At 33.6% G+C, this 25,136-nt stretch carries 29 protein-coding genes and 1 riboswitch; of the genes, 21 read left to right on the forward strand and 8 right to left on the reverse strand.

Annotated elements, in window-relative coordinates; genetic code table 11:
• Nucleotides 1-72: 72 nt before the first annotated feature.
• Nucleotides 73-1,098, reverse strand: a complete 1,026-nt coding sequence (locus tag RC62_RS15690) for a LacI family DNA-binding transcriptional regulator (RefSeq protein ID WP_055096888.1) — start codon at nucleotides 1,096-1,098, stop codon at nucleotides 73-75.
• 521 nt (nucleotides 1,099-1,619) lie between these two features.
• On the opposite strand from RC62_RS15690, the gene RC62_RS15695 reads away from it, so the two are divergent.
• From RC62_RS15695 to tsf, 6 genes are all read left to right on the forward strand, one after another.
• Nucleotides 1,620-2,366, forward strand: a complete 747-nt coding sequence (locus RC62_RS15695) for a ferritin-like domain-containing protein (protein WP_055096890.1) — start codon at nucleotides 1,620-1,622, stop codon at nucleotides 2,364-2,366.
• Nucleotides 2,367-2,392: 26 nt separating this feature from the next.
• The gene (locus RC62_RS15700) at nucleotides 2,393-3,205 is read left to right on the forward strand and encodes a ferritin-like domain-containing protein (protein ID WP_055096892.1); all 813 of its coding nucleotides are present in this window, start codon (nucleotides 2,393-2,395) and stop codon (nucleotides 3,203-3,205) included.
• Between the two features lie 193 nt (nucleotides 3,206-3,398).
• Nucleotides 3,399-3,854, forward strand: a complete 456-nt coding sequence (rplM, locus tag RC62_RS15705; protein ID WP_007808911.1) for a 50S ribosomal protein L13 — start codon at nucleotides 3,399-3,401, stop codon at nucleotides 3,852-3,854.
• Nucleotides 3,854-4,240, forward strand: coding sequence for a 30S ribosomal protein S9 (gene rpsI / locus RC62_RS15710; RefSeq protein ID WP_007808909.1), 387 nt, complete (start codon nucleotides 3,854-3,856; stop codon nucleotides 4,238-4,240). The genes rplM and rpsI overlap by 1 nt, the downstream gene beginning before the upstream one ends.
• Nucleotides 4,241-4,416: 176 nt before the next feature.
• Nucleotides 4,417-5,208, forward strand: a complete 792-nt coding sequence (rpsB, locus tag RC62_RS15715; RefSeq protein WP_055096894.1) for a 30S ribosomal protein S2 — start codon at nucleotides 4,417-4,419, stop codon at nucleotides 5,206-5,208.
• Nucleotides 5,209-5,344: 136 nt separating this feature from the next.
• The gene (gene tsf, locus RC62_RS15720) at nucleotides 5,345-6,307 is read left to right on the forward strand and encodes a translation elongation factor Ts (RefSeq protein ID WP_055096895.1); all 963 of its coding nucleotides are present in this window, start codon (nucleotides 5,345-5,347) and stop codon (nucleotides 6,305-6,307) included.
• 401 nt (nucleotides 6,308-6,708) lie between these two features.
• Here the strand turns inward: tsf and RC62_RS15725 are convergent, their stop codons facing one another.
• The gene (locus tag RC62_RS15725; protein ID WP_082421307.1) at nucleotides 6,709-8,826 is read right to left on the reverse strand and encodes a M3 family metallopeptidase; all 2,118 of its coding nucleotides are present in this window, start codon (nucleotides 8,824-8,826) and stop codon (nucleotides 6,709-6,711) included.
• Between the two features lie 181 nt (nucleotides 8,827-9,007).
• Here RC62_RS15725 and RC62_RS15730 point away from each other — a divergent pair, with 181 nt between their 5' ends.
• The 13 genes from RC62_RS15730 to RC62_RS15790 all read left to right on the forward strand — a co-directional run bounded on the left by RC62_RS15730 (nucleotide 9,008) and on the right by RC62_RS15790 (nucleotide 19,414).
• Nucleotides 9,008-9,670 (forward strand): queuosine precursor transporter, encoded by a 663-nt coding sequence (locus tag RC62_RS15730; protein ID WP_055096897.1) that lies wholly within the window; start codon nucleotides 9,008-9,010, stop codon nucleotides 9,668-9,670.
• A 15-nt stretch (nucleotides 9,671-9,685) separates the two neighbouring features.
• Nucleotides 9,686-10,360 (forward strand): hypothetical protein, encoded by a 675-nt coding sequence (locus tag RC62_RS15735; RefSeq protein ID WP_055096900.1) that lies wholly within the window; start codon nucleotides 9,686-9,688, stop codon nucleotides 10,358-10,360.
• 142 nt (nucleotides 10,361-10,502) lie between these two features.
• Nucleotides 10,503-10,943 (forward strand): lipocalin family protein, encoded by a 441-nt coding sequence (locus tag RC62_RS15740; protein ID WP_157472545.1) that lies wholly within the window; start codon nucleotides 10,503-10,505, stop codon nucleotides 10,941-10,943.
• A 74-nt stretch (nucleotides 10,944-11,017) separates the two neighbouring features.
• On the forward strand, nucleotides 11,018-11,581 hold the full coding sequence (locus RC62_RS15745; RefSeq protein ID WP_055096904.1) for a DNA-3-methyladenine glycosylase I: 564 nt from the start codon (nucleotides 11,018-11,020) through the stop codon (nucleotides 11,579-11,581).
• An 82-nt stretch (nucleotides 11,582-11,663) separates the two neighbouring features.
• Nucleotides 11,664-11,761: riboswitch (TPP riboswitch) on the forward strand.
• 86 nt (nucleotides 11,762-11,847) lie between these two features.
• The gene (gene thiS, locus RC62_RS15750; protein ID WP_055096907.1) at nucleotides 11,848-12,054 is read left to right on the forward strand and encodes a sulfur carrier protein ThiS; all 207 of its coding nucleotides are present in this window, start codon (nucleotides 11,848-11,850) and stop codon (nucleotides 12,052-12,054) included.
• A 278-nt stretch (nucleotides 12,055-12,332) separates the two neighbouring features.
• Complete coding sequence (gene thiC / locus RC62_RS15755) at nucleotides 12,333-14,156, forward strand: phosphomethylpyrimidine synthase ThiC (protein ID WP_055096909.1); 1,824 nt, start codon at nucleotides 12,333-12,335, stop codon at nucleotides 14,154-14,156.
• Between the two features lie 75 nt (nucleotides 14,157-14,231).
• Nucleotides 14,232-14,822, forward strand: coding sequence for a thiamine phosphate synthase (locus RC62_RS15760; RefSeq protein WP_055096911.1), 591 nt, complete (start codon nucleotides 14,232-14,234; stop codon nucleotides 14,820-14,822).
• On the forward strand, nucleotides 14,789-15,544 hold the full coding sequence (locus RC62_RS15765; RefSeq protein WP_055096913.1) for a hydroxymethylpyrimidine/phosphomethylpyrimidine kinase: 756 nt from the start codon (nucleotides 14,789-14,791) through the stop codon (nucleotides 15,542-15,544). Before RC62_RS15760 ends, RC62_RS15765 begins: the two co-directional genes overlap by 34 nt.
• Entirely contained in the window at nucleotides 15,534-16,172 is a 639-nt protein-coding gene (locus RC62_RS15770; protein WP_055096916.1) for a thiamine phosphate synthase, read from the forward strand. Before RC62_RS15765 ends, RC62_RS15770 begins: the two co-directional genes overlap by 11 nt.
• On the forward strand, nucleotides 16,153-16,929 hold the full coding sequence (locus RC62_RS15775; RefSeq protein ID WP_055096918.1) for a thiazole synthase: 777 nt from the start codon (nucleotides 16,153-16,155) through the stop codon (nucleotides 16,927-16,929). Before RC62_RS15770 ends, RC62_RS15775 begins: the two co-directional genes overlap by 20 nt.
• A gap of 149 nt (nucleotides 16,930-17,078) precedes the next feature.
• Entirely contained in the window at nucleotides 17,079-17,456 is a 378-nt protein-coding gene (locus RC62_RS15780) for a GxxExxY protein (protein ID WP_055096920.1), read from the forward strand.
• Nucleotides 17,457-17,501: 45 nt separating this feature from the next.
• On the forward strand, nucleotides 17,502-18,644 hold the full coding sequence (thiH, locus tag RC62_RS15785) for a 2-iminoacetate synthase ThiH (protein ID WP_055096922.1): 1,143 nt from the start codon (nucleotides 17,502-17,504) through the stop codon (nucleotides 18,642-18,644).
• A gap of 59 nt (nucleotides 18,645-18,703) precedes the next feature.
• Nucleotides 18,704-19,414, forward strand: a complete 711-nt coding sequence (locus RC62_RS15790) for a HesA/MoeB/ThiF family protein (RefSeq protein ID WP_055096924.1) — start codon at nucleotides 18,704-18,706, stop codon at nucleotides 19,412-19,414.
• Here RC62_RS15790 and RC62_RS15795 read toward each other — a convergent pair.
• The 4 genes from RC62_RS15795 to RC62_RS15810 form a co-directional block, all read right to left on the reverse strand.
• A complete protein-coding gene (locus RC62_RS15795; protein WP_055096927.1) occupies nucleotides 19,411-20,205 on the reverse strand; it encodes an MOSC domain-containing protein in 795 nt (264 codons plus the stop codon). The genes RC62_RS15790 and RC62_RS15795 overlap by 4 nt on opposite strands.
• The gene (gene aat / locus RC62_RS15800; RefSeq protein ID WP_055096929.1) at nucleotides 20,202-20,846 is read right to left on the reverse strand and encodes a leucyl/phenylalanyl-tRNA--protein transferase; all 645 of its coding nucleotides are present in this window, start codon (nucleotides 20,844-20,846) and stop codon (nucleotides 20,202-20,204) included. Before aat ends, RC62_RS15795 begins: the two co-directional genes overlap by 4 nt.
• 110 nt (nucleotides 20,847-20,956) lie before the next feature.
• Nucleotides 20,957-21,328 (reverse strand): DUF3127 domain-containing protein, encoded by a 372-nt coding sequence (locus RC62_RS15805; RefSeq protein ID WP_017497965.1) that lies wholly within the window; start codon nucleotides 21,326-21,328, stop codon nucleotides 20,957-20,959.
• 31 nt (nucleotides 21,329-21,359) lie between these two features.
• Entirely contained in the window at nucleotides 21,360-22,235 is an 876-nt protein-coding gene (locus RC62_RS15810; RefSeq protein ID WP_055096931.1) for a flavin reductase family protein, read from the reverse strand.
• Between the two features lie 163 nt (nucleotides 22,236-22,398).
• On the opposite strand from RC62_RS15810, the gene RC62_RS15815 reads away from it, so the two are divergent.
• Nucleotides 22,399-23,547: a sensor histidine kinase gene (locus RC62_RS15815; protein ID WP_055096933.1), complete on the forward strand. Its 1,149-nt coding sequence runs from the start codon at nucleotides 22,399-22,401 to the stop codon at nucleotides 23,545-23,547.
• Nucleotides 23,548-23,618: 71 nt separating this feature from the next.
• Here the strand turns inward: RC62_RS15815 and RC62_RS15820 are convergent, their stop codons facing one another.
• Together RC62_RS15820 and greA are read right to left on the reverse strand one after the other, a co-directional pair.
• The gene (locus tag RC62_RS15820; protein ID WP_055096935.1) at nucleotides 23,619-24,008 is read right to left on the reverse strand and encodes an HIT family protein; all 390 of its coding nucleotides are present in this window, start codon (nucleotides 24,006-24,008) and stop codon (nucleotides 23,619-23,621) included.
• A 65-nt stretch (nucleotides 24,009-24,073) separates the two neighbouring features.
• Nucleotides 24,074-24,550 carry a transcription elongation factor GreA gene (gene greA, locus RC62_RS15825; protein WP_055096937.1) on the reverse strand — a complete coding sequence of 159 codons (477 nt, stop codon included), beginning with the start codon at nucleotides 24,548-24,550 and terminating at the stop codon, nucleotides 24,074-24,076.
• A 155-nt stretch (nucleotides 24,551-24,705) separates the two neighbouring features.
• On the opposite strand from greA, the gene RC62_RS15830 reads away from it, so the two are divergent.
• Nucleotides 24,706-25,119: a Rieske (2Fe-2S) protein gene (locus RC62_RS15830; protein ID WP_055096939.1), complete on the forward strand. Its 414-nt coding sequence runs from the start codon at nucleotides 24,706-24,708 to the stop codon at nucleotides 25,117-25,119.
• Nucleotides 25,120-25,136 lie beyond the last annotated feature (17 nt).

Genomic DNA, 25,136 nt, shown 5'->3' on the forward strand with positions numbered 1-25,136 from the left:
GTGAAATTCATAACTAATACATAAAAAAAGACTACCCTTTCGGATAGTCTTTTTTTATGATTTATTTTATGATTAAGCTTTTCTTGTCGATTCTCGTTCTTTCAACTTTGTTTTAATAACGATGGTTTCATAATCTGAAGTTTCTTCTTCAGATTCTTCCAGACGTTTGATTAATTGCTTGGCAGCAACTTCTCCAATTTCAATCCCGTGTTGACTTACTGTAGTCAAACTTGGCGACAAACGTCTTGAAGCTAAAATTCCATCTGCAAAACCTATTATTGATATATCTTCAGGAACTTTATATCCTTTTTTCAAACTTACACGTAAAGCAGCAACTGAATCATTTTCATCCAAAGCAAAAATAGCGTCGATTTTGTTATCAAAAATGGTATCAATTTTAGCTTTCATGTCATCTTCAGAATCGGTACGAAGGATAATTTTTTCGTTTACCGGAATATTATTATCTGTTAAAGCTTTCAAATATCCATCAGCTCTTAATTTTCCAACACTTAAATTATCTACTGAAGAAATTAAGGCAATATTTTTACATCCCAAATTAATTAAATGCTGAGTTGAATTTAAAGCTGAATCAAAATCATCCACCACTACTTTATCGCATTCTACTTCATCAGCAATACGATCAAACATTACAATGGGAGTTCCGTCATTTATAATCGCTGAAAAATGGCTGTAGTCTTGCAGTTTTTGCGCTTCTTCAGAAACCGACAGAATAAATCCGTCGATTGTTCCGTTGCTTAGCATTTCAAGAGTATGAATTTCTTTCTCTAAAGATTCATTCGAAATACAGGTAATTACATTATATCCTTTTTTATCTGCTACCTTTTCGATACCACTAAAAACCTTTGCAAAAAAGGAGTTCAATATATTAGGTATAATTACACCAATTGTTTTGGTTTTACGATTCTTTAAATTCAGACCAATAACATTAGGCTTATAATTTTTGAGTTTGGCATACTCCTTAATCTTCACCTTCGTTTGCTCACTAATTTCAGGGCTATCATTTAATGCCTTAGAAACCGTAGAAACAGAAACACCTAGTTCTTTCGCAATTTGTTTTAGAGTTGCTTTAGCTTTCATTTAAAAATAATTTTATGTAATTAATACAAATATAGTAGAATTACCTAAAATAAAACAAAAATCACCCACCAGTATTTGATTTTATAAGACCTTTTTAAAATGAAATTAAAATATTACGATTTAATCTTATTAGGGCAGGCATTGAAAAAATCTAAAAAAAAGTTAAACATGAGGCTTTATATATAAAAACCTTACTATAAAATCATTATTTTTTAAAGAAATTACTTACCTTTATTAACTTTATCTTAAATTATAAAATTTATCATAAAACTTGTTTAAACTCAACAAATTAAAGACTTTATTAAATACTCATTTAATAAAAAAACATTCAATCAACTTAATAACAGTATTTTACATCATAAATAATTTAATATTATGATGAATTTACCTATCTTTAATTGTAAAAGCAAAAAAAATCTTAAAAAAGACAAAAACTTAAAACCGCATAGGTTTAAATCTCGTTTATATCTATTTACGGAATAATTATAATTACTATTAATAACACTTTAAAGAATTAAATTATGAAAAACGAAGTTAAAATTCATGAAGTTGACCGCTCATTGAATAACAGAAGGAGCTTTCTTAAGCTCAGCGGCTTAGCATTAGCAGGCGCAGGTCTCGTAATAGCTGGTTGCAGCAACGATGATAATGACAACGGACCGGAAGACACGTCATTACCAGGAGTTAGAAATGGTGTTTTTGATTTAGGCTCTGGAGATTTTGGAGTATTAACTTATGCTTATGCTCTTGAACAACTAGAAGCCGACTTTTATACTAAAGTTGTAAACTCTACAAGTTTTAACAGCGCCTTTAATGATACTGAACGTCAGGTCTTAACTGATTTGTATCATCACGAAGTAATCCACAGAGATTTTTTTAAAGCTGCTTTGACCGGAGCACTTCCAAATCCAAGCTCACAATTACTTCCTACACTAGCTTTTAATTATGGCTCGCTAAACTTTAATAGCCGTACCGAAGTTCTTGCAACTGCAAAAGCACTTGAAGATACAGGAGTTGCAGCCTATAACGGAGCAGGAAAACTAATAAAAAGTGCGGATTATTTATTATTAGCAGGAAAAATTGTTTCGGTAGAAGCCAGACACGCATCTGCCATCAGAAGCTTAATCAATCCTAATTCTAAGGATTTTGCCGGAGATGATGTAATAAACGTATCAACAGGTTTAGATGTCGCTAAAGATCCTTCAAAAATTCTGCCAATTGCCGGAGGATTTATTACCACAAAATTTACTGCCAAATATTTACCTTAATCTTAACTAGCTAAAACTTAGAAATTATGAATATTTTAAAATTTATAGAAACATTTACTGATGATAGCTTAATGAGAAGTACTACTTCCCGAAGAGACAGTTTTAATCAGTTTGGAAACATAGGAAAAACACTGGCATATGCATCAATCCCATTTGGATTATCTGCCATGGCAAATAAAGCACTTGCAAAAGATATTACCGCAACACCGGCAACACCTATTGGAGCTTTACAATTTGCATTAACATTAGAATATCTGGAAAATGAATTTTATGCGATGGCATTAGATTCAGGCGTAATTCCGGCATCTGAGAATGGAGGACGCGATTTAAAAGTTTTCCAGCAAATAGCAGCACACGAATCAAGCCACGTTAAATTCCTGATTGCAGGTCTAGGCGGGCCAGCAAGTGCAAACTTTGTAGCCAAACCTACTTTTGATTTTACGGTTGGCGGAGCATTTGACCCTTTTCATGATTATCCAACCTTTTTAGCATTAGCCCAGGCTTTTGAAGATACAGGTGTAAGAGCATATAAAGGTCAGGCGGCAAATTTAATTTCTGCTCCTGATTTACTGACTGCTGCCTTGCAAATTCACTCAGTAGAAGCTCGTCATGCTTCTGAAGTGCGAAGACTGCGCAGCTTAAAAGGATGGATTTCGAATAGCGAAAGAGGAGCAGGAATGCCAGCAGCAACCCAAGCCGTTTATGATGGCGAAGGCGTTACTGTTCAGGCAGGATTTAATACATCGGCTGCATTTGGGCCTGCTGCGGGATCAGAAGCTTATGATGAACCACTTACGACGCAACAAGTCGTTGATATTGCAAATTTATTTATTGTTTAACAAAAACAATTCTAAATATTGAACCACCTTCGCGTTATTGTGAAGGTGGTTTTTTTTTATTGTTTTAAATACAAAACTGAAACCCTGATTTTCAGCAGATAAAATATTCTTTTAAGGTATTTGGTTTTAAAATAATTAATTGTACTTTTGCATCCCCTTTATTGGGGATGGAATGTTTAATTAAAATAATATTATGGACGCATTAAGCTACAAGACAATTTCAGCAAGCAAAGCCACTGTAACGAAAGAGTGGATCGTTGTAGACGCTGAAGGTCATAACTTAGGTCGTCTTGCTTCAAAGGTTGCTATGATCTTAAGAGGTAAGTACAAACCAAGTTACACACCGCACGTTGACTGTGGAGATAACGTAATTGTTATCAACTCAGAAAAAATTAACCTTACAGGTACAAAAATGAATGACAAAATTTACATGCGTCATACAGGTTACCCAGGAGGACAAAGAACTTTAACTGCTAAAGTATTGCAATCTAAAAACCCTGCATTATTAGTAGAGAAAGCTGTAAAAGGAATGTTACCTAAAAACAAATTAGGAGCTGAACTTTTTAGAAATCTAAATGTTGTTGTAGGATCTGAGCACAAACAAGGAGCTCAAAAACCTAGAACTGTTAACCTAAACGATCTTAAGTAATGGGAGTTATTCACAAAATCGGTAGAAGAAAAACCGCTGTTGCACGTGTATATGTTTCTGAAGGAACAGGAAAAATCACTGTAAACAAAAAAGAATTCGCAACTTACTTTCCAACTGCAACTTTACAATACAAAGTTTTACAACCAATGTCTATGACAGAAAATGTAAACAACTTTGATGTAAAAGTAAACGTTTACGGAGGTGGTTCAACTGGTCAGGCAGAAGCTGTAAGAATGGCATTAGCACGCGTTATGTGTGAAGTAAATGCTGAAAACAGAGCTATCTTAAAACCAGAAGGTTTATTAACAAGAGATCCAAGAATGGTTGAACGTAAGAAATTCGGTCAGAAGAAAGCTCGTAAGAGATTCCAATTCTCTAAACGTTAATATTACCTGTCTTGTTCAATTAGGACAAGACATGATCAATTATTTATTGAAATTAAAAAACACAGTTGTTGTTGCTCTCCTATCGAGGTAGGAAATAGTTTAGCATCTAAATGTATAAAGCCTGGGAAACCGCCATTTATACATTGCTAATCAACAGAACGTAAACTAGTACAAAAATGGCAAACAAAATAGAAGTAAAAGACTTACTAGAAGCAGGTGTTCACTTTGGACACATGACTAGAAAATGGGATCCAAACATGGCCCCTTACATTTATATGGAGCGTAATGGTATTCACATTATCAATCTATATAAAACTGCAGCTAAAATTGAAGAAGCTAACGAAGCTTTGAAAAAAATTGCTGCATCAGGTAGAAAAATTTTATTCGTAGCTACCAAAAAACAAGCGAAAGACATCGTTGCTGAAAAAGCAAAAGCTGCAAACATGCCTTACATCACTGAAAGATGGCCTGGTGGAATGCTAACGAACTTTGTAACTATCAGAAAGGCAGTTAAAAAAATGTCTTCTATTGATAAAATGAAGAAAGATGGTACTTTCATGACGTTATCTAAAAAAGAGCGTTTGCAAGTTGATCGTCTACGTGCTAAATTAGAGAAAAACTTAGGTTCAATCGCTGACATGTCTAGACTACCAGCTGCATTGTTCGTAGTAGATATCAAAGCTGAACATATCGCAATAAAAGAAGCACAAAAATTAAACATTCCAGTTTTCGCAATGGTTGATACGAATTCTGACCCAAGAGAGGTTGATTACGTTATTCCTGCAAATGATGATGCTTCTAAATCAATTGACAAAATTTTATCTTTAGTTACTGCTGCTGTAATCGACGGTCTTTCTGACAGAGGTTCTGAAAAAGAAACTGAAGCTGCAACAGAAGAAGCTACTGCTGCTCCTGCTGTAGAAGCTGCGCCAGCTGTTGAAGCTGCTGCGCCTGCAACTGAAGAATAAATCAAATTTAAATTCCAAATTTTAAATTCTAAAATCCAAACACAAATTAAAAACGTTATGTTGATAATTTAATAAAATTGGAGTTTAGAATTTAGAAGATGGAATTTTTACTTTTAACATTAAAATTCAAAATATTATGGCAACAATTACTGCTGCAGACGTAAATAAATTAAGACAATCTACAGGTGCCGGAATGATGGACTGTAAAAAAGCTTTAGTTGAGGCTGATGGAGATTTCGATAAAGCGATACAAGTCCTTAGAGAAAAAGGACAAAAAGTTGCTGCTAACCGTTCTGACCGTGAGTCTTCTGAAGGAGCTGCTGTTTCTTTTATCAATGCTGACAATACTAAAGGAGCTATCATCACTTTAAACTGCGAAACTGATTTCGTAGGTAAAAATGAGGCTTTCGTAACTTTAGCTAAAGAATTAGTAGAAAGAGCTATTAACTTCTCTTCTAAAGAAGAATTTTTAGCTTCAGATTTCAACGGAATTACTGTTGCTGAAAAATTAATCGAGCAAACTGGAGTTATCGGAGAAAAAATCGAAATCGGTGGTTTTGAAATTTTAGAAGGTGCTTTTGTTGGATCTTATGTTCACGTTAATAAAATTGCTGCATTAACTGCAATTTCTGCTGCAATTCCTAATGCTGACGTTTTAACTAAAGATGTTTCTATGCAAGTTGCTTCTATGGGAGCTGATACATTATCTTACAAAGATTTTGATCCTGCTTTCGTTGAATCTGAACTTGCTGCTCGTATTGCTGTAATCGAAAAAGATAATGAAGAAGCAAAACGTTTAGGAAAAACTTTAAAAAATGTTCCTAAATATATTTCTTTCTCTCAATTAACTGAAGAAGTTTTAAAACAAGCTGAAGAAGATGCTAAAGCTGAATTAAAAGCTGAAGGTAAACCAGAGCAAATTTGGGACAAAATTATCCCAGGAAAAGTTCAGCGTTTTATCTCTGACAACACTACTTTAGATCAAGAGAAAGCTTTGTTAGATCAAAACTTTATCAAAGACGATAGTAAAAAAGTTGGTGATTACGTTAAAGGATACAACGTTGAAATCACAGGTTTCAAAAGAGTTACTTTAGGTTAATATATTATTTCAATATAAAAAGCCCTGAATATTCATTTATGCAGGGCTTTTTTTGTTTTAATAACTTCTTGTTCAGCTAGACATATAAGATTAAAGCTTTTTAAAGTCATTTTTTGTCAATTTCAACAAAAGGAAACTCGAAAGATAGCAGATCGAATTCTCGTTGCAAAATTACTTAAAGAGCTTTGCTTCGCCTGTTCGCTATCGCTCGAGTCTCCTTCTAAACGACAAAATATTATCATAAAAATGATTGCCCTAGCCCCGATAGAAGTGGAAATCCTTTTGTGGCGGTCCCGAGGCTTCGGGAGCCACAAAAGATTGTAACGAATAGCGGGATTAGCTCTAAAAAAAAATCCCTGCATAAAATATTATGCAGGGATTTCAAATAAAATTTAATCTTATTATTTTTTATCCTTAATCGGGAAATTTCTCGCACGCATTAAAGCATCAGATTTAGGAGCTCTTCCTCTAAAGTTTTCATAGGCTTTCTCCTGATCAATAGTATTTCCTACACTAAAAACATTATCATAAAGACGTTTTGCTACCTCTTTGTCATAAGGCCCTTTACCTTCGGTAAAAGCTTCATAAGCATCTGCATTAATAACATCAGCCCATAAATAGCTGTAATATCCAGCTGCATATCCATCTCCTGAGAAAATATGTCCAAATTGAGGGATTCTATGGCGCATTACAATTTCTGACGGCATATGAAGCGCATCTAACGTTTCTTTTTCAAATTTATGAGGATCGATAGGTGAAGTTGTTAAATGTAGTTTCATATCAATCAAAGAACTTGAAATTGTTTCTACAGTAGAAAAACCTTCTCCAAAATTAGATGCTTTTTCGATTCTGTCTACTAAAGATTGTGGCAACGGCTGATTTGTTTTATAATGTAAAGCAAACTTGTTCAATACCTCTGGAGTAGCCAACCAGTGCTCTAATAACTGTGAAGGAAACTCTACGTAATCTCTTGCAACACTTGTACCCGCTAAACTTGGGTATGTTACATTAGAACATAATCCGTGAAGCGCATGTCCAAATTCATGAAAAAGAGTTGTAGCATCTTCCCAAGAAATTAAAACCGGCTCGTTTGCAGTTCCTTTTATAAAATTACAATTGTTAGAAACGATTGTAAGAACTTCTCCATCCATTTTTTGCTGATCACGGTAAGCATTCATCCATGCACCAGAACGTTTTCCTGCACGCGCATAAGGATCAAAATACCATAATCCAACCACTTTCCCAGTGATTTTATTGCTAACTTCCCAAACACGTACATCCGGATGATATACAGGAACAGTTGTAATTTGTTTAAAGCTTAAATTAAATAATTCTCCGGCAACCCAAAACATACCTTCACGCAAGTTTTCTAATTGCAAATAAGGCTTAACTTCATTTTGATCTAAATCGTATTTTGCTTTTCTAACTTTTTCAGCATAATAACGGTAATCCCAAGGCTGAATTTTAAATTTACCTCCTTCGGCATCTACAATTTTCTGCATTTCCGCAACATCCTGATGTACTTTTTCTACAGCCGGTTCCCAAACCGACATCATCAAATCTATTGTTTTCTTAGGATCTTTTGCCATTTTATTAGATAAACTCCAATCTGCAAAAGTAGGAAACCCTAACAAATTAGCTTTTTTAGTACGCAATTGTAAAATAGACACAAGAGTTGCATTGTTATCATTTGCATTACCATTATCACCACGTTTTACAAAAATATCAAATGCTTTTTCTCTTAAATCCCTACGGGTTGAGAAAGTCAAAAATGGTTCAATAGAGGAACGTGTGTTTGCAATACAGCCCATAACATCAAGTTTTCTGCTTTTTGCTTCAGCAATTGCAGCATTTTTTACTTCGGTTGGCAAACCATCAAAATCACTTTCTGTTTTTAATGCCACATATTGATTATGCTCTTCTGCTAATAAATTTTGACTGAACTTTGTAAAAAGACTTGCTAATTCCTGATTAATTTTAGCCACTTTTTCTTTGTCCTGTACATTTAACTTGGCTCCTTCACGAACAAAATCAGTATAATACAACCAAATTAAACGTTGTTGCTCACTAGTAAGTTTTTTACTTTCTTTTGAGTTATATAAAGTTTCTATTTTAGTAAACAGCTTTTTATTTTGAACAATTTTATCACTAAACTCAGATAATTTCGGAGACATTTCAGTTTCAACTGCATCAAACTCCGGAGTACTTAAAGTAGAGCCATAAATGCCGTAAACGGTATAAATCCTGGACATTGTTTTTCCAGAACGCTCTAAAGCGGCAATAGTATTATCAAAAGTCGGTGCTTTTGGATTATTTACAATAGCATCGATCTCACTTAGTTTTTCCTGAATCGCAAATTGAATTGCAGGCTTAAAATCCGAAACCTTGTACTCATTAAAAGCAGGAACTCCACCGTAAGGTCCTGTCCATTTTTTAAGCAATGGATTATCAGAAGTTGTTTGTGCGTTGGCCGCGAATAAGGTTGTTCCCATGAGAAAAATTGTCATTAATTTTTTCATTATCATTAATTTGATTTAATATAAAATATTACCTGTTATTGTACCAAATGTAACTAAAAATCAGCATTCGAATGAAAATTTTAACTTTCGATCCATGTATAAACCATCTTTTAATTTAAAATTATCCGTTAAAAGTTATAGAGAAATAGTTTAAATTTGGAACATCATTTACCAAAACCACATGTTTAAAACCAGAAAAGAAATTGTTTTTGTAGTTCTTGCAGGTATCTTTATAACCAATGCCGTTGTAGCTGAACTTATTGGAGGAAAATTAATTCAAATTGGGCCATTTGTAATGAGTATTGGTATATTGCCCTGGCCAATAGTTTTTTTGACCACAGATTTAATAAATGAATATTTTGGCGAGAAAGGTGTAAAAAAACTCTCTTTTATAACGGCGTGTTTGATAGCTTATGCCTTTTTAATATTATTTATGGCAATCGTGATACCGGCTGCAAAAGGAATCAGTCCTGTAAACGACGAACAATTTCAAGCCGTTTTTGGTCAAAGTATGTGGATCATTGTAGGTAGTTTAATTGCCTTTATGGCATCCCAATTAATCGATGTCTGGATATTCTGGTTTTTCAAAAGACGTACAGGAGAAAGAAAAATTTGGCTCAGAACAACGGGATCAACTATAATTTCGCAATTATTTGATTCTTTTATTGTCTTGGGAATTGCCTTTTGGTTGCCTGGAAAAATTGATTTTAAAACTTTTATATCTTCCGGCTTAACAGGATATCTCTTTAAGCTTTCAGTGGCTGTTGTATTAACTCCTTTAATTTATTTGGGGCATCATTTGATAAAAAAATATTTAGAAGAGGATACTTCTGTTAAAGATTAAGAGTATCTTGTAGTTATGAAAAATACCATTGCCATCATACTAATTTTAACAGCCTTTTTTTTGACAGGCTGTGGTAACGATGCAAAAAAGAATTCTAAACAAGAGAAAGTATATCCGGTAAATAAACTAAAAGCTGCTTCGGCAAAAATTTTAAAAAAAACAGCATTCAAAACTGCCGATGTATCAAACTTCAAAAACAAACATACTACTAAGAATAGTTTTTCTGTAAAAGAAGAAAATGACTTAAAACCTCAAATTCAAAATCAACAGATTGCAACAAGTACTCCTAAATTAGATCTTAGTGAAGAAGCAAATAAAACCTTAATGAGTTTTGTTAATTTACGCAAAATACTTTCCGGCAGTAAAATTGGTCAAACTTTAACTCAAGAACAGCTGACTCAAAAATTAGAAATTCCGCAAGAAGCTGTTAAACTCGTAAAAAGCATTACAAAAACCAACGAAGATGAGATTGCTGTAAAATGGCGTTCGACATGGTTTGTAGAAAAAGTTTCTGATGCTAAATTCAAGGATGGTTTGATGAAAATTAAATTCAAAGCCAATAAATTATATACCTCCGGAACTGCAATTGGAATCAAATATGACAAAAAAATTTATAATGAATTGGTCATAATAGGTTGCTCTGCCTATATTCCAGGTATTAAAGGATATAGCTGGCAAATTGGGAAATGATTTTTTTCTAAATAAAAATCCTCATTTTCAATACTTTAGTTTCATTAAAAATAAACACGAAAAATCCTGCTTAAGTTTTGGTTTTAGAGAAAAAGATTTTACTTTTGTTAACGAATTTTTAACAAATAAAATCAACAAAAAAATGAAAAAACTAAGCATTTTATTTTTGTCAGTATTGACATTAGGATTAGCAAGTGTATCTTGTAGCAGTGACGATGATAACTCAGGATCTATTGAAGGAAAATGGGCACCTGTAAAAATGGGAAGCGTTGTTAACGGACAAGAAGTATTAGTTAATATTCCAAATGAAGGAAAATGTGACAGCGATTATATTGAATATACAAGTGGTGGAAAATTTACTGAGCTTGAATATGAATTTCAAAACAATAAATGTACACCTTTAACTGATAAAGGAACATGGACATTAAAAGATAAGATTTTATCAACAACATATGATGGAGAAACTGAAGTAAATACAGTAGAAATTATGGAATTGAACAAATCTTCTTTAAAAGTAAAATATACTGAAAAAATTGATGATACAAACTCTATGATTATCATTACTCTTTTTGAAAGAAAATAATAATTCTAATCAGTTATTTATTTAAAACCTCAAACCTCACGTTTGAGGTTTTTTTATACATTTGAAATAAAAAAATGGAACCAATAAGATGCGGTTGGTGTTCTGCCAGCGATTTATATAAAAAATATCATGACGAAGAATGGGGAATTCCGGTTTATGATGATCCTTCATTATTCGAATTTTTAATTCTCGAAACTTTTCAGGCAGGTTTAAGCTGGATTACCATTTTAAATAAAAGGGAGAATTTCAGAATCGCTTTTGATCATTTCGATTATAAAAAAATTGCCCATTATCCCGAAGAAAAAATTGAGGAATTGCTTCAGGATACTGGAATTATCCGTAACAAATTAAAAATCCGTTCTGCAGTTACAAATGCTCAGGCCTTCATGAAAGTTCAGGAAGAATTTGGCAGTTTCTCTGATTATATCTGGAAATTTACTAACGGAAAGCCTATTAATAACAACCCCAAAACATTAAAGGATGTTCCCGCCACTACGCCACTTTCAGACGAAATCAGTAAAGATTTAAAAAAAAGAGGCTTTAAATTCGTAGGCTCAACCGTAATTTATGCACACATGCAAGCCACCGGAATGGTAAACGATCACGTCGAAGACTGCTGGACGAGGAAAAATAGTTAGCAATTTTCAGTCTCCGTTTTCAGTTTTTTTGAACCTGAAACTTAAAACCTGACACTTTTAAACAAAAATTACATATATTTGCTTCACACTTTAGGGGTGTCTACAACTTTGTAGGCTGAGATTTTACCCTCTGAACCTGATCTAGTTCATACTAGCGTAGGGAAAAGTAAGATGACTTCTGCGCGCATTTTTATGTGCAATTGTAGCCATTCCTAAGGTAGAGATTCACTGTAGTGAATCTTTATGGTAACCTAAAAACTTAAGGAATGGAACTAAAAATCAATCAACAAATCAAACAATTCAATGCTGAATCGCTAAGCGTTCAATCATTGCTCGATCTCGAAATTCCACACAAACAAAACGGAATTGCCGTTGCCATTAACAATACCGTTATTCCAAAAACAAAGTGGAACGAATTCACCGTACACGAAACTGACGAAATCTTAATTATTTCAGCAACACAAGGCGGATAATAGGACTGCCTAAACGGGCTATCCGTTTCAAGTCCGCAGTCGTCAACCAAAAAAATATAGTCTTAGCAAAGCTTCCGTTGGTCGCTTTCCTAATCCTTATTTTTTACGGTTTTCTCCTTTACGGGCTTTACACTTCTATCCCTGGCAGAAACGGAAACAAGAAATTTATCTTTCAAAAACAAGATTAAAACATACAAAAGAAACAACTGAAAAAGACGCAATGCTATGCGCCTCTAAGGAAAACCATTTTACAACACACACTTTACAATTCACAAGCTATGACTACAGAAGAACAAATCTCCAGAACTCCTTTTCCTAATTCCAAAAAAGTCTATGTAAAAGGTGAAATTCACCCTATAGAAGTAGCCATGCGCGAAGTAATACTTAGCGACACCAAACTTTCTAATGGCGGAATCGAAAAAAATCCATCCGTAACAATTTACGACACTTCAGGACCATATACAGATCCAGACATCGAAATTGATATTCGCAAAGGCTTACCAAGACTCAGAGAGGAATGGATTCTAAACAGAAATGATGTAGAAATTCTAAACGAAATCTCATCTGAATACGGACAAACCCGATTAAAAGATGAAAGTCTTAATCATCTTCGTTTCGAATATTTACATCAGCCAAAACGAGCCAAAAAAGGTGCAAATGTCACCCAATTGTATTACGCCAAACAAGGTATAATAACTCCAGAAATGGAATATATTGCCATTCGTGAAAACCAACGTATCGAACTTTTAAAAGAGCAAACCAAAGCTATGCGATGCCAACACGACGGACATAGTTTTGGCGCAAATACTCCAAAAAGCAAAATCACTCCTGAATTTGTTCGTAGCGAAGTAGCTTGCGGAAGAGCCATTATCCCTAACAACATCAACCATCCTGAAAGTGAACCCATGATTGTTGGGCGTAACTTTTTAGTAAAAATAAACGCTAATATTGGTAATAGCGCCGTGACTTCAAGCATAGAAGAAGAAGTAGAAAAAGCTGTTTGGGCTTGCCGTTGGGGAGCTGATACGATTATGGATTTATCAACCGGTAAAAATATTCACGAAACCAGGGAATGGATTATTCGTAATTCACCGGTTCCCATTGGTACCGTTCCTATTTATCAGGCTTTAGAAAAAGTAAAAGGAATAGCCGAAGATTTAACCTGGGAAGTTTTTCGTGATACATTAATCGAACAGGCAGAACAAGGTGTTTCGTATTTTACGATTCATGCAGGAGTTTTGTTACGTTACATACATTTAACTGCGGATCGTGTTACCGGAATCGTTTCCCGCGGCGGATCGATCATGGCAAAATGGTGTTTATTTCACCATAAAGAAAACTTCTTATATACTCATTTTGAGGAAATCTGCGAAATCATGAAACAATATGATGTTGCTTTTTCTTTGGGTGATGGTTTACGTCCGGGTTCGATTGCTGATGCTAATGATGCTGCACAATTTGCCGAATTAGAAACACTTGGTGAACTAACAAAAATTGCCTGGAAACATGATGTTCAGGTTTTCATTGAAGGTCCGGGTCACGTGCCAATGCACATGATAAAAGAGAATATGGACAAACAATTAGAGCATTGCAGCGAAGCTCCTTTTTACACTCTTGGTCCCTTAACCACAGATATTGCACCAGGTTACGATCATATCACATCGGCAATTGGAGCTGCAATGATTGGCTGGTATGGTTGTGCAATGTTGTGTTATGTTACACCAAAAGAACACTTGGGATTACCCAACAAAAAAGACGTGAAAGATGGCGTAATCACTTATAAAATTTCTGCTCATGCCGCAGATTTGGCTAAAGGTCATCCCGGAGCACAATATAGAGATAATGCCTTAAGTAAAGCTCGTTTCGAATTTCGTTGGGAAGATCAGTTTAATTTGTCATTAGATCCTGATACCGCAAGAGAATTTCATGACGAAACCCTTCCTGCAGACGGTGCAAAAGTGGCACATTTCTGTTCGATGTGTGGACCAAAATTCTGCTCGATGAAAATATCTCAGGAAATACGCGATGTAGCAGCTGCTGAAAAAGGCATGCAGGAAAAATCAGAAGAGTTTATCGAGCAAGGGAAAGAAATCTATATATAGTGATGTGTTTTCTGTAAAATGTGAGATGCGTTTCACTTTTACATTTCACATTTTACAAAAAACATTTTACAAAATATGATCGTAATTACAAATCCTTCTGCTATTGCAAATGAAATCAACATTATTGATTCTTTATTTGAAGAAGGATTGTCTTTGCTTCATATTCGGAAACCTGATTTTTCTGAGATTGAAATGGTGGAATTTATTCATCAAATAAAACCTGAATATCGTTCTAATTTGGTTTTGCACAATCATCATCAATTAGTTGAAGATTTTGGAATAAAGCGAATTCATTTTTCAGAACAAGACAGAAAAAATAGTTTTTCAATTCGTAAGCATCAAAAGATATTCTCAACGTCAACGCATTCTATTGAAGATTTCAATTCTGTAGAAAATGATTTTGATTATGCATTTCTAAGTCCTGTTTACAAAAGTATTTCTAAGGCAGATTATCATCCAAAAGAAAACCTTTTTGAAGCATTAAAATCGAGAACAAATCACAAAACAAAAGTGATCGCTTTAGGCGGAATTGATTCTGAAAACATCAAAAAAACATTTGAAAATGGCTTTGACGATGTAGCCCTTTTAGGAAGTATCTGGAAGAACGAAAACCCAATAAAACAATTCAAATTATGTCAGAAAATCGTCCGTTCGTGCTCAGTATAGCCGGTTTTGATCCTTCCGGAGGCGCAGGTGTTCTGGCCGACATCAAAACATTAGAGCAACATCAGGTTACAGGATTTGCCATTATAACCGCCAATACCATTCAGACTGAAAATGAATTTCATACTATCCAATGGATAGATTTAAGTTTTGTAATTCGGTCTATTGAAACCTTATTTAAAAAGTATGCTATCAAAACGGTAAAAATTGGAATTGTACCTTCTTTACATTATTTAAACCGAATTCTTTCGACTATAAAACTATTATCTCCAACGACTTTAATTGTCTGGGATCCTGTTCTAAAATCGACTACAAAATTCGAATTCATGAATATTGAAGATCAATTGAATTTAAATAAAATCTTATCAAAAATTGATTTAATCACGCCAAATTACAATGAAATAGAAATTTTATTTCCTGGTTTCACTACCAATAAAATTTGGCTGCAAAATGAAATTCCAACTTCTGTTTTATTAAAAGGCGGGCATAATTTTTCTGAATTGGGAACTGACAGGTTATTCGTGAAAAATGAAATTATTGATTTATTGCCTTCAGGAAAAAAATGTTTTGAGAAACATGGTTCGGGCTGCGTTTTGTCATCTGCAATTGCCGCAAACCTGTCTTTGAACCAAACTAAAAAAGAGGCTTGCAAAAATGCTAAAATTTATATTGAAAAATATCTGAGTTCAACTTCAACTTTAATAGGATATCATTATGTATCATAAACTTCAATACATCTCACAAGGAAATACAATAGAAGAACAATTGTACAATATCCATCAGGCTTTAGACGCAGGATGCGACTGGATACAAATGCGATTTAAAGACCAAACTGATAAAGATACCTTTGCATTAGCCGAAGCTGTAAAGTTTTTATGCGAAGAATATCTCGCCAATTTTATTGTAAATGACAACTTGTATCTCGCGCAACAAGTCTTGGCAGACGGAGTGCATTTAGGTCTTTCGGATATGAAAATAGACGAAGCCCGCGCTATTCTAGGAAATAATAAAATTATCGGAGGAACGGCCAATACTTTTGAAGACATTGAAAGTCACGTAAAAAACGGCTGTAATTATATTGGATTAGGCCCCTTTAGGTTTACCAGTACAAAAGAGAAATTAAGTCCTATTTTAGGATTATCAGGATATTTTGAAATTCTTCAAAAAATAAAAAAAAATAAAATTGAAATCCCCGTTTATGCCATTGGAGGAATTAATTTAAAAGATATTAGTCCGCTAATGGAAACAGAAATTCATGGTATTGCAGTTTCAGGAATGATTACAAATAGTGATCAAAAGAAGAAATTAATTCAACAAATAAACGAAAAATTATATGCAAACGTCATTGTTTAAAATTGGAGACAAAACCTTCACTTCCCGACTATTTTTAGGTACTGGGAAATTTGGTTCGAACCATGAAATGGAGGAAGCTATTTTAGCCTCAGAAAGTGAATTAGTGACTGTTGCACTAAAACGAATTGATTTAGAGACAGAAACGGATGCTATATTATCGCATTTACAACATCCTAATATTCATTTATTGCCCAATACATCGGGAGCAAGAAATGCTAAAGAAGCAATTTTTGCTGCTCAGTTGGCCAGAGAAGCTCTAGAAACAAATTGGTTGAAATTAGAAATTCATCCAGATCCTAAATACTTAATGCCGGATCCCATAGAAACTTTAAAAGCAACAGAAGAATTGGCTAAACTTGGCTTCTTCGTTTTGCCTTATATTCATGCAGATCCAGTTTTGTGCAAACATTTAGAAAATGCAGGAACTTCAGCCGTTATGCCTTTAGGATCTCCAATTGGAAGTAATAAAGGTCTGAGAACAATAGATTTTCTGGAAATTATTATCGAACAAAGTAGCGTTCCTGTAATTGTAGATGCCGGAATTGGCGCTCCATCAGACGCTGCAAAAGCTATGGAAATTGGTGCTGATGCAGTTTTGGTAAATACCGCAATTGCTGTAGCCGGAAATCCAAAATTAATGGCCGAAGCTTTTAAAGATGCAGTTATTGCAGGCAGAAAAGCTTTTGAAGCTAAAATCGCAAACCAACAAAATTATGCTGTAGCTTCTAGTCCTTTGACATCTTTTTTATATGAGTAATTCTTTATCTCTCGCAGATTTGGCAGATTGAGCAGATTTTTTTTTACATATTTTATTCGAATAGATCTGCTCAATCTGCCAAATCTGCGGGACAAAAACATAAAAGTAGGAAATTTCATTATATTTGATTTTAAATTAAAGCTAACATCATGTCAGAAAATGAAATTTCATATAAAGTAAGAGGTGCAATATTTACGGTATACAATACTTTAGGTCCTGGACTATTAGAATCAGTTTACGAAAGTGCATTACATTACCAATTAAATAAGAATGGATTAAATACCATCAAACAAATTAACTTACCAGTTAAATATGATAATGTAGATTTGGATATCACTTTTCGGTTAGATCTATTAGTTGAAAACAAAGTAATTGTTGAATTAAAATCTGTTGATGAATTGAAATCCATTCACTTTAAACAATTAAATACTTATTTAAAATTAACAAATAAAAAACTGGGATTATTAGTCAATTTCAATTGTATAAATATTCTGGATAATATACATCGAGTAGTAAATAAAATATAATCTGCTTAAATCTTTTTTAATCTGCGTGAAACGAAACACAATCCAATGAAAACATTTAAATCAGTTTTTGAACTATATAACTGGGATTCTATTCAATCTAAAATATACCAAACTACATCAAAAGATGTAGAATGCGCTTTATCTAAAACCAAACGTAATCTTGATGATTTTTTAGTTTTGATTTCTCCTATTGCGCAAAATTATCTGGAGCAAATGGCGCAGGAATGCCATGATATTACCAAGAAACGTTTTGGGAAAACGATCCAAATGTATGCACCGCTTTATTTAAGTAACGAATGCCAGAACATCTGTACGTATTGCGGCTTTAGTTTAGACAACAAAATAAAAAGAAAAACACTTTCAGATACCGAGATTAAATTAGAAGTCGAAGCTTTAAAAAACCTTGGTTTCGATCATGTTCTATTAGTTACCGGAGAAGCAAATTATACGGTAAATATTACTTATTTTTTAAATGCAATTGCTTTAATTCGAAAAGAGTTCTCGATTATTTCGGTTGAAGTCCAGCCACTTTCTACCGAAGATTATGAACGTTTACATGAAGCAGGTGTATATTCTGTTTTGGTATATCAGGAAACGTATCATCAGGAGGTATATAAAAAATACCACACCAAAGGCAAAAAATCAAATTTTGATTATAGACTGGAAACGCCTGACCGAATTGGAACCGCCGGAATGCATAAAATAGGATTAGGGGTTTTATTAGGTTTGGAAGATTGGCGAACGGATAGTTTTTTTAATGCTTTACATCTGGATTATCTTCAGAAGAAATATTGGCAAACTAAATATTCGGTTTCTTTTCCGAGATTACGTCCCGCCGAAGGAATTATCGAACCGAATTTTATTATGGATGATAAAGATTTGACGCAACTTATTTGTGCGTATCGTTTGTGGAATGAAGATCTTGAAATCTCAATTTCGACACGGGAAAATGAAAAATTCAGAAACAATATTATCCCAATCGGAGTTACAAGCATGAGCGCCGGATCTAAAACAAATCCGGGTGGTTATGTAGTTGATCCACAATCTTTAGAACAATTTGAAATTAGCGACGAACGTTCAGCAAAAGAAATTGCTCAAATTATAACGAACTCTGGCTATGAACCTGTCTGGAAAGATTGGGATAAAATTTATAGTCATAAAGAGAAAAGTATTGAAGTCTTAAAGTAAAATATTTTTACTTCAATTCTAACTTTCATTATCGACTTTCTAACTTTAAGACTTAAATTATGAGCATTATACAAGAATTTCTCCGCTATAACAGACAAACTATTTTACCCGAAATTGGTGACGAAGGTCAGGAAAAACTAAAAAAAGCAAAGGTTTTAGTTATTGGTGCCGGCGGTTTAGGTTGCCCAATTTTACAATATATTGCCACGGCAGGAGTTGGTTTTATTGGAATTATGGATTTCGATATAATTGAAATTCACAATTTGCACCGACAGATTTTATATACTGAAAATGAAATTGATCAGGAAAAAGTTATTGTTGCCCAAGAAGTAATTTCAAAACTAAATCCGTTAATTAAAGTAATTGCAATTTCAGAAAAACTAACAATTCAAAATGCATCTCAAATCATTCAGCAATATGATATTATAGTCGATGGTTCAGATAATTTTACAACACGTTATTTGGTAAATGATACTTGTGTTGCTTTACAAAAAACATTGGTATATGGGAGCATTCTTAGATTTGAAGGCCAGCTTGCTGTTTTTAATCATAACGGAAGTAAAAATTTACGTGATTTATTTCCGGAAATGCCAGACCCAAAAGAGGTTCCAAATTGTAATTTGAATGGAGTTTTAGGAAGTGTACCGGGAATTATTGGTACAATGATGGCACATGAAACGCTAAAATTAATTTTGGAATTACCAACTTTAAAAAACGAACTCGTACTTTTTAATATGCTGGATTGGAATTTTACAAAACTGAATTTCTAAAAAACAACCTCATCTCCAACTGTAATAATTCCCGAATTTAAACTTACAGCATTCGTCCCAAATAAAACAGAGTTGTCTACTACCCGATATTTACTTAGAGTTTTTAAAGGTTCTTTTTTTAATTTTCCGTTTTTAGGATCATTATTCACCATAATGCATCTTCCGCAAGGTTTGATGTTCTTAAATTGTACTTCACCAATCTTAAAAGTGGTAAAGTCATCTTCTTCATGAGGACTCTGACTGGTTATGACAATATTGGGACGGAAGCTCAAAACAGTAATTTTATCTTCTAATTTTTCATTTAGAAAATCTATACTTTTAGTTCCCACGAATAGATATGGGTAGCCGTCAGCCAGACTTACATTGAAGACTTCTTTTGATTTAGAACTTTCATGTTTGCGGTCTCCAATTCTAATGATTTTAACGAGTTTGCATTTGAATCCCAAGCAATCACTAAACCATTTTGAAGTGGCTTGATTTACCTCAACAACTTCACTTATATCATCCCAAACATCAACTTTTAAAGAATCATCTAAATGTTCATCAATAGAAAATTCATGTTTTTGATTTTCGAAAGTAATAGCAATTTTTCCATCTGAAATCTGCGGATAAAACTGGCTCATAATTCTATGTTCTCTCTGTGTGATCATTTGATTTTCATCATCAATCAACATCCATCTTCGGTCATTTTCGAAGCCCATTTCTTCTGCGAAGGCTTTCTCACAACTAATTCCGGCTAGACTTTTTATTGGATAGATATAAATTTCTTTTACACTATAAATTGCGCTCATTGTTGTTTTGTTTTTAATATCGACATAAATTCTTCACGATCAATTTCGCGGCAGCCTAAACTTTCTAAATGTGGGTTGTAAACCTGACAATCCAAAAGTTTATAATTTTCTTTTTTTAAATAATTCACCAAAGCAATGAAAGCTGTTTTTGATGCATTTGATACTTTCGAGAACATACTTTCTCCACAAAAAACATGTCCTAAATCAATACCATATAAACCTCCAACCAAAACCTCATCTTGCCAAACCTCAACAGATTTTGCAATTCCCTGCTCATTGAGTTTGCAATATGCATCGATCATTTCGTTTGAAATCCATGTTCCGTCCTGACCTTCACGTTTTATGTTTTGGCAATTAGAAATTACATCTCTAAAGTTTTGATTAAACGTAACTTTAAACTGATTTCGATTCAAAATATTTCGCATACTTTTCGATACAATCAATTCATCTAAAAACAAAACCATTCTTGGATCCGGTGACCACCAGAGAATGGGATCACCCTCGTTAAACCAAGGAAAAATTCCGCTTTTGTAAGCCAGTTTTAATCGCTCTGTATCTAAATCCCCACCAATAGCAAGAATTCCTTCTTCATCGGCTTCTGAAACTGGAGGAAAAAATAAATCTTTGATTATATAATACATTTTTTTTAATTGCAATAATTATAAAGAAACGATCAAAAAACAAAATTCCAAACCCCAATTGCATATTTTATGAATTGGAATTTGGAATTTATTTTTGAGACTTAAACTTATTAGAACGGTAAATCGTCTGGTTCGTCTTCGTTTAAATTAGTTGCTGGTGCAAAAGCTTCTGCAGCAGGCATAGGAGGAGTTTGTCCAGGACCTTCAGGTGCTAATCTTTCAATTCTCCAACCTTGAATACTATTGAAATATCTGGTTTCTCCTTGTGGATTAACCCATTCTCTTCCTCTTAAATTGATAGAAACTTTTACTGCCTCACCTTGTTTGTAGCTACTTAATAAATCACATTTATCTTGCGTAAATTCGATCAAAATATGCTGTGGATACTGCTCATCTGTGGTAACAACCAACTCTCTTTTTTTGAATGCAGCACTAACTTGTTGCTCTGGGTTAACCACTTTTACTTTTCCTGTAACTTCCATCTTCTTCTATATTAATTATTGTTTCTTTTCTTTATTTTTTTGCTAAAAGCACTTTCCATGCGGATGAAATATCATCATTGTTAAGATATTTTTTAGCTTCTAAATGTACTTTTTCCTGATCATCTGAGCTGAGCACTCCTTTTACGGAAAAGTTTTCTTTCACAAATATACTAACTTCTTCCGTTGTAGGCAAGGATTCAATATTACCTAATTTGCCAAGATCGTTTCCGTTAAAAACGGGGCTTTCCTTGATGTAATTTGGTATAACATCAACTCCAACTCCCAATGTTGTCAAGGGTTTTGGCACTTCAAACAATCCTTGATTAGATCTTGAATACCAATTACTTCCTAATCTCGAAACCAGGTCAATTTTATGCTGATCAATGGCTCCGTCTTCATCTAAAACAGATTCATGGATATGAATTTTTACTACTTCGCAAAGAATCAAATTTCCTGCTCCGCCCTGATCTCCTAACGGAATAATTTGTGTGACTTTGCACTCAAACTGCACGGGAGACTCTTTTACACGATATGGTTTTACAAAATCTGACGGAATTTGTGTTAACCCTGCTTTTATAAATTCATTTACACCATCACCATATTCAGTACTTGCTAATGATGTTTGTTGTACCAAGTCATAATTTACGACATTAATCACTACTTCACGTGTTGCTTCTGCATTGATTAAGGTATGTTTTACAGTATTGTCACGAACACGACGAGCAGGTGAGAAAACCAAAATTGGCGGATTGGCACTGAACACATTAAAGAAACTAAAAGGAGACAAATTCGGGATTCCTTTTGCACTAATCGTACTGGCAAATGCAATGGGTCTTGGTCCGACAGCACTTTGCAGATAACCTTGTAATTTTGCCGTAGTAATTTCTTTAGGATCGATGCTAATCATAGAATTTTCGTTTTAACCGAATCTCATTTCGGCAAGTACAAAAGTATAGAAATCGTTTTTGCCAAAGAAATAGTTTAGGACTTAAAAACAAAAAAATCTTTTAAAGTCCCACAAAATATTAAATGTGTTTATTTCGTTATATTTATACCTCAAAAATTAGTTTATGCGCTTTTCTGAAAGTAGAAATACAACTCGTTGGATCATTATTTTTATCTCCTTTTTAATCATTTCGCTGATTCTTTGGAATACTTATACGTTTTTTCAAATTTTCAAAAATGAAGAACGGTTAAAAATGAACCTTTGGGCAAATGCACAAAAAACATTGGTTAATGCTGATGAAAATACAGATCTAGATTTACCGCTTAATATTTTAAACAATAACACCTCTGTTCCGGTTATGCTCACAATGTATGACAAAGTGATCAGTTCTGTAAATGTTCCTGAAGAGGTTCTGGCAGACAAGAAGAAATCAATGTCGTATCTAAATAATTTAAAAAACGAAAATGAGCCTATTATTATCGAATATGCGCCTGGAAAACATCAGGAAGTATATTACGGAAACTCTGCGTTGCTTAATAAACTTAAATACTATCCCGTTGCTTTATTATTAATCATCTTTTTGTTTGGTGCTTTAATTTATAACTTCTACAAAAGCACAAAAATGGCTACTCAAAATAAACTTTGGGCAGGAATGGCAAAAGAGACAGCGCATCAAATTGGTACTCCTTTATCTTCATTAATTGGTTGGGTCGAAATATTAAAAACAGAAGAAATTGATCCATCAATAACTATAGAAATAGAAAAAGATATTGAACGATTACAAACTATTACAGATCGTTTTTCTAAAATTGGCTCGGTTCCGATTTTAGAGGAAATAGACATTGTTGCAACAACTTTACATACTTACGAGTATCTACAATCCCGTTTTTCTAAGCAGGTTGCTTTTTCATATCATGCTCCAAAAGAGCCTATTCTGGCTATGATAAACCCAACATTACACAGCTGGACGATTGAGAATTTAATAAAAAATGCAATTGATGCCATGAAAGGCAAAGGATTTCTGGATCTTCAAATTGAACAAGATACTCATCATGTAAAAATAAACGTGAAAGATTCCGGAACCGGAATTTCTAAAAAACAATTTAAAACGATATTCGAACCGGGGTTTACTACAAAAAAACGCGGTTGGGGATTGGGGCTTTCTTTAACCAAACGTATAGTTGAAGAATATCATAGTGGGAAAATAAAGGTCCTTCATTCTGAAATTGGAAAAGGAACTACATTTCAAATTTCTCTAAATAAAAAAGTGTAGCAAAAATTACTTTACTACACTTTTCTATGTTTTTGTCGGGACTTCGACTTCGTTTAGCCTGACATTAGGTTTTACAAATTTGCCTGAATACTTTTAGCCAAAGTTTCAAATTCTTCTTTATAAAGTGACACTTTATCATGAAAACGCATTTCATCCATATGGTTTAATGGAATTAAATGAACGTGTGCATGAGGAACTTCTAATCCTACAACTGCAATACCAACCCTTTTGCAAGGAACGGTTTTTTCTAAAGCAATTGCAATTTTTTTAGAAAACTTCATTAATCCTAAATACAGTTCATCATCCATATCAAAAATCTTATCGATTTCTTGTTTAGGAATACAAAGCGTGTGTCCTTTAGCATTTGGATTTACATCTAAAAAAGCCAAATAATTGTCGTCTTCAGCGATTTTGTATGCAGGAATTTCTCCGTTTACTATTTTGGTAAATATTGATGACATTGTTTATTCGTTTATTTTATTAATTGTTTAACCGATTTAACGATTAAACAGTTAAACTTTAAAAATTAGTCTCTTGTAATTTCAAGAATTTCAAATTTCAAAACTCCGTTTGGAACTGTAATTTCTGCTACTTCTCCAACAGATTTCCCCAGTAAACCTTTTCCAATAGGAGATGTTACGGATATTTTCCCTGTTTTTAGATCTGCTTCACTTTCAGCAACAAGTGTATAGGTCATTTCCATTCCATTGCCTTGGTTCTTGATTTTTACATTAGAAAGCACCAATGCTTTTGAAACATCCAGTTGTGATTCGTCTATTAATCTTGCATTAGAGTACACTTCTTCAAGTTTGGCAATCCTCATTTCCAATAATCCTTGTGCCTCTTTTGCTGCATCATATTCGGCGTTTTCAGATAAATCACCTTTGTCTCTTGCTTCTGCTATATCTTGAGATGCCTTTGGACGCATTACACTTTTTAAATGCTCCAACTCATCTTTTAATTTTTTTAATCCTTCTGCTGTATAATAAGATACTTTACTCATAACTTCGTCGTTTATATAAATACAAAAAATCCCATCGGAACGGGATTTTGTATTACAAATATACTATTATTTTTAATAGTACATAATTATATGTTAATCATATAAAAATCAAATCTAAATAAATTATTTTTGTTTCACTAATTCTTATTAAAATAATGAAAAAATTCTGGCTCTTAATCGTATTTGTTTCTATACTTTTTTCTTGCAGTGACAATAGCGTCAGCAATAAAAATCCTTACATACCAAGTTATGCAGTTAACTTATCAATTGATATGAATTTGCCTGCTTATTCAAATCTTAAATTTGTAAGCAACGGTATCATTGTCCCTAATTATGGTGCAAAAGGAGTTATCATTTTTAATGCAGGAAGTGGTTATAATGCATTTGATGCAGCATGTCCTAATCAGGCTTTAACCTCGTGTACTGCTATGACACTTGATGGTATAAATGCGGTTTGCTCTTGTGATAAGTCAGAATATAGCTTGTTTACGGGACTTGGCGGAAAAGAATATCCGTTAAAACAATATAGGGTTGAAGTTATAGGAACAGTAATTCACGTATATAATTAAAATTAAAAAAGCCTGAA

Source organism: Flavobacterium aquidurense, from assembly GCF_001404985.1.
In the GTDB taxonomy this organism is placed as follows: domain Bacteria; phylum Bacteroidota; class Bacteroidia; order Flavobacteriales; family Flavobacteriaceae; genus Flavobacterium; species Flavobacterium aquidurense_B.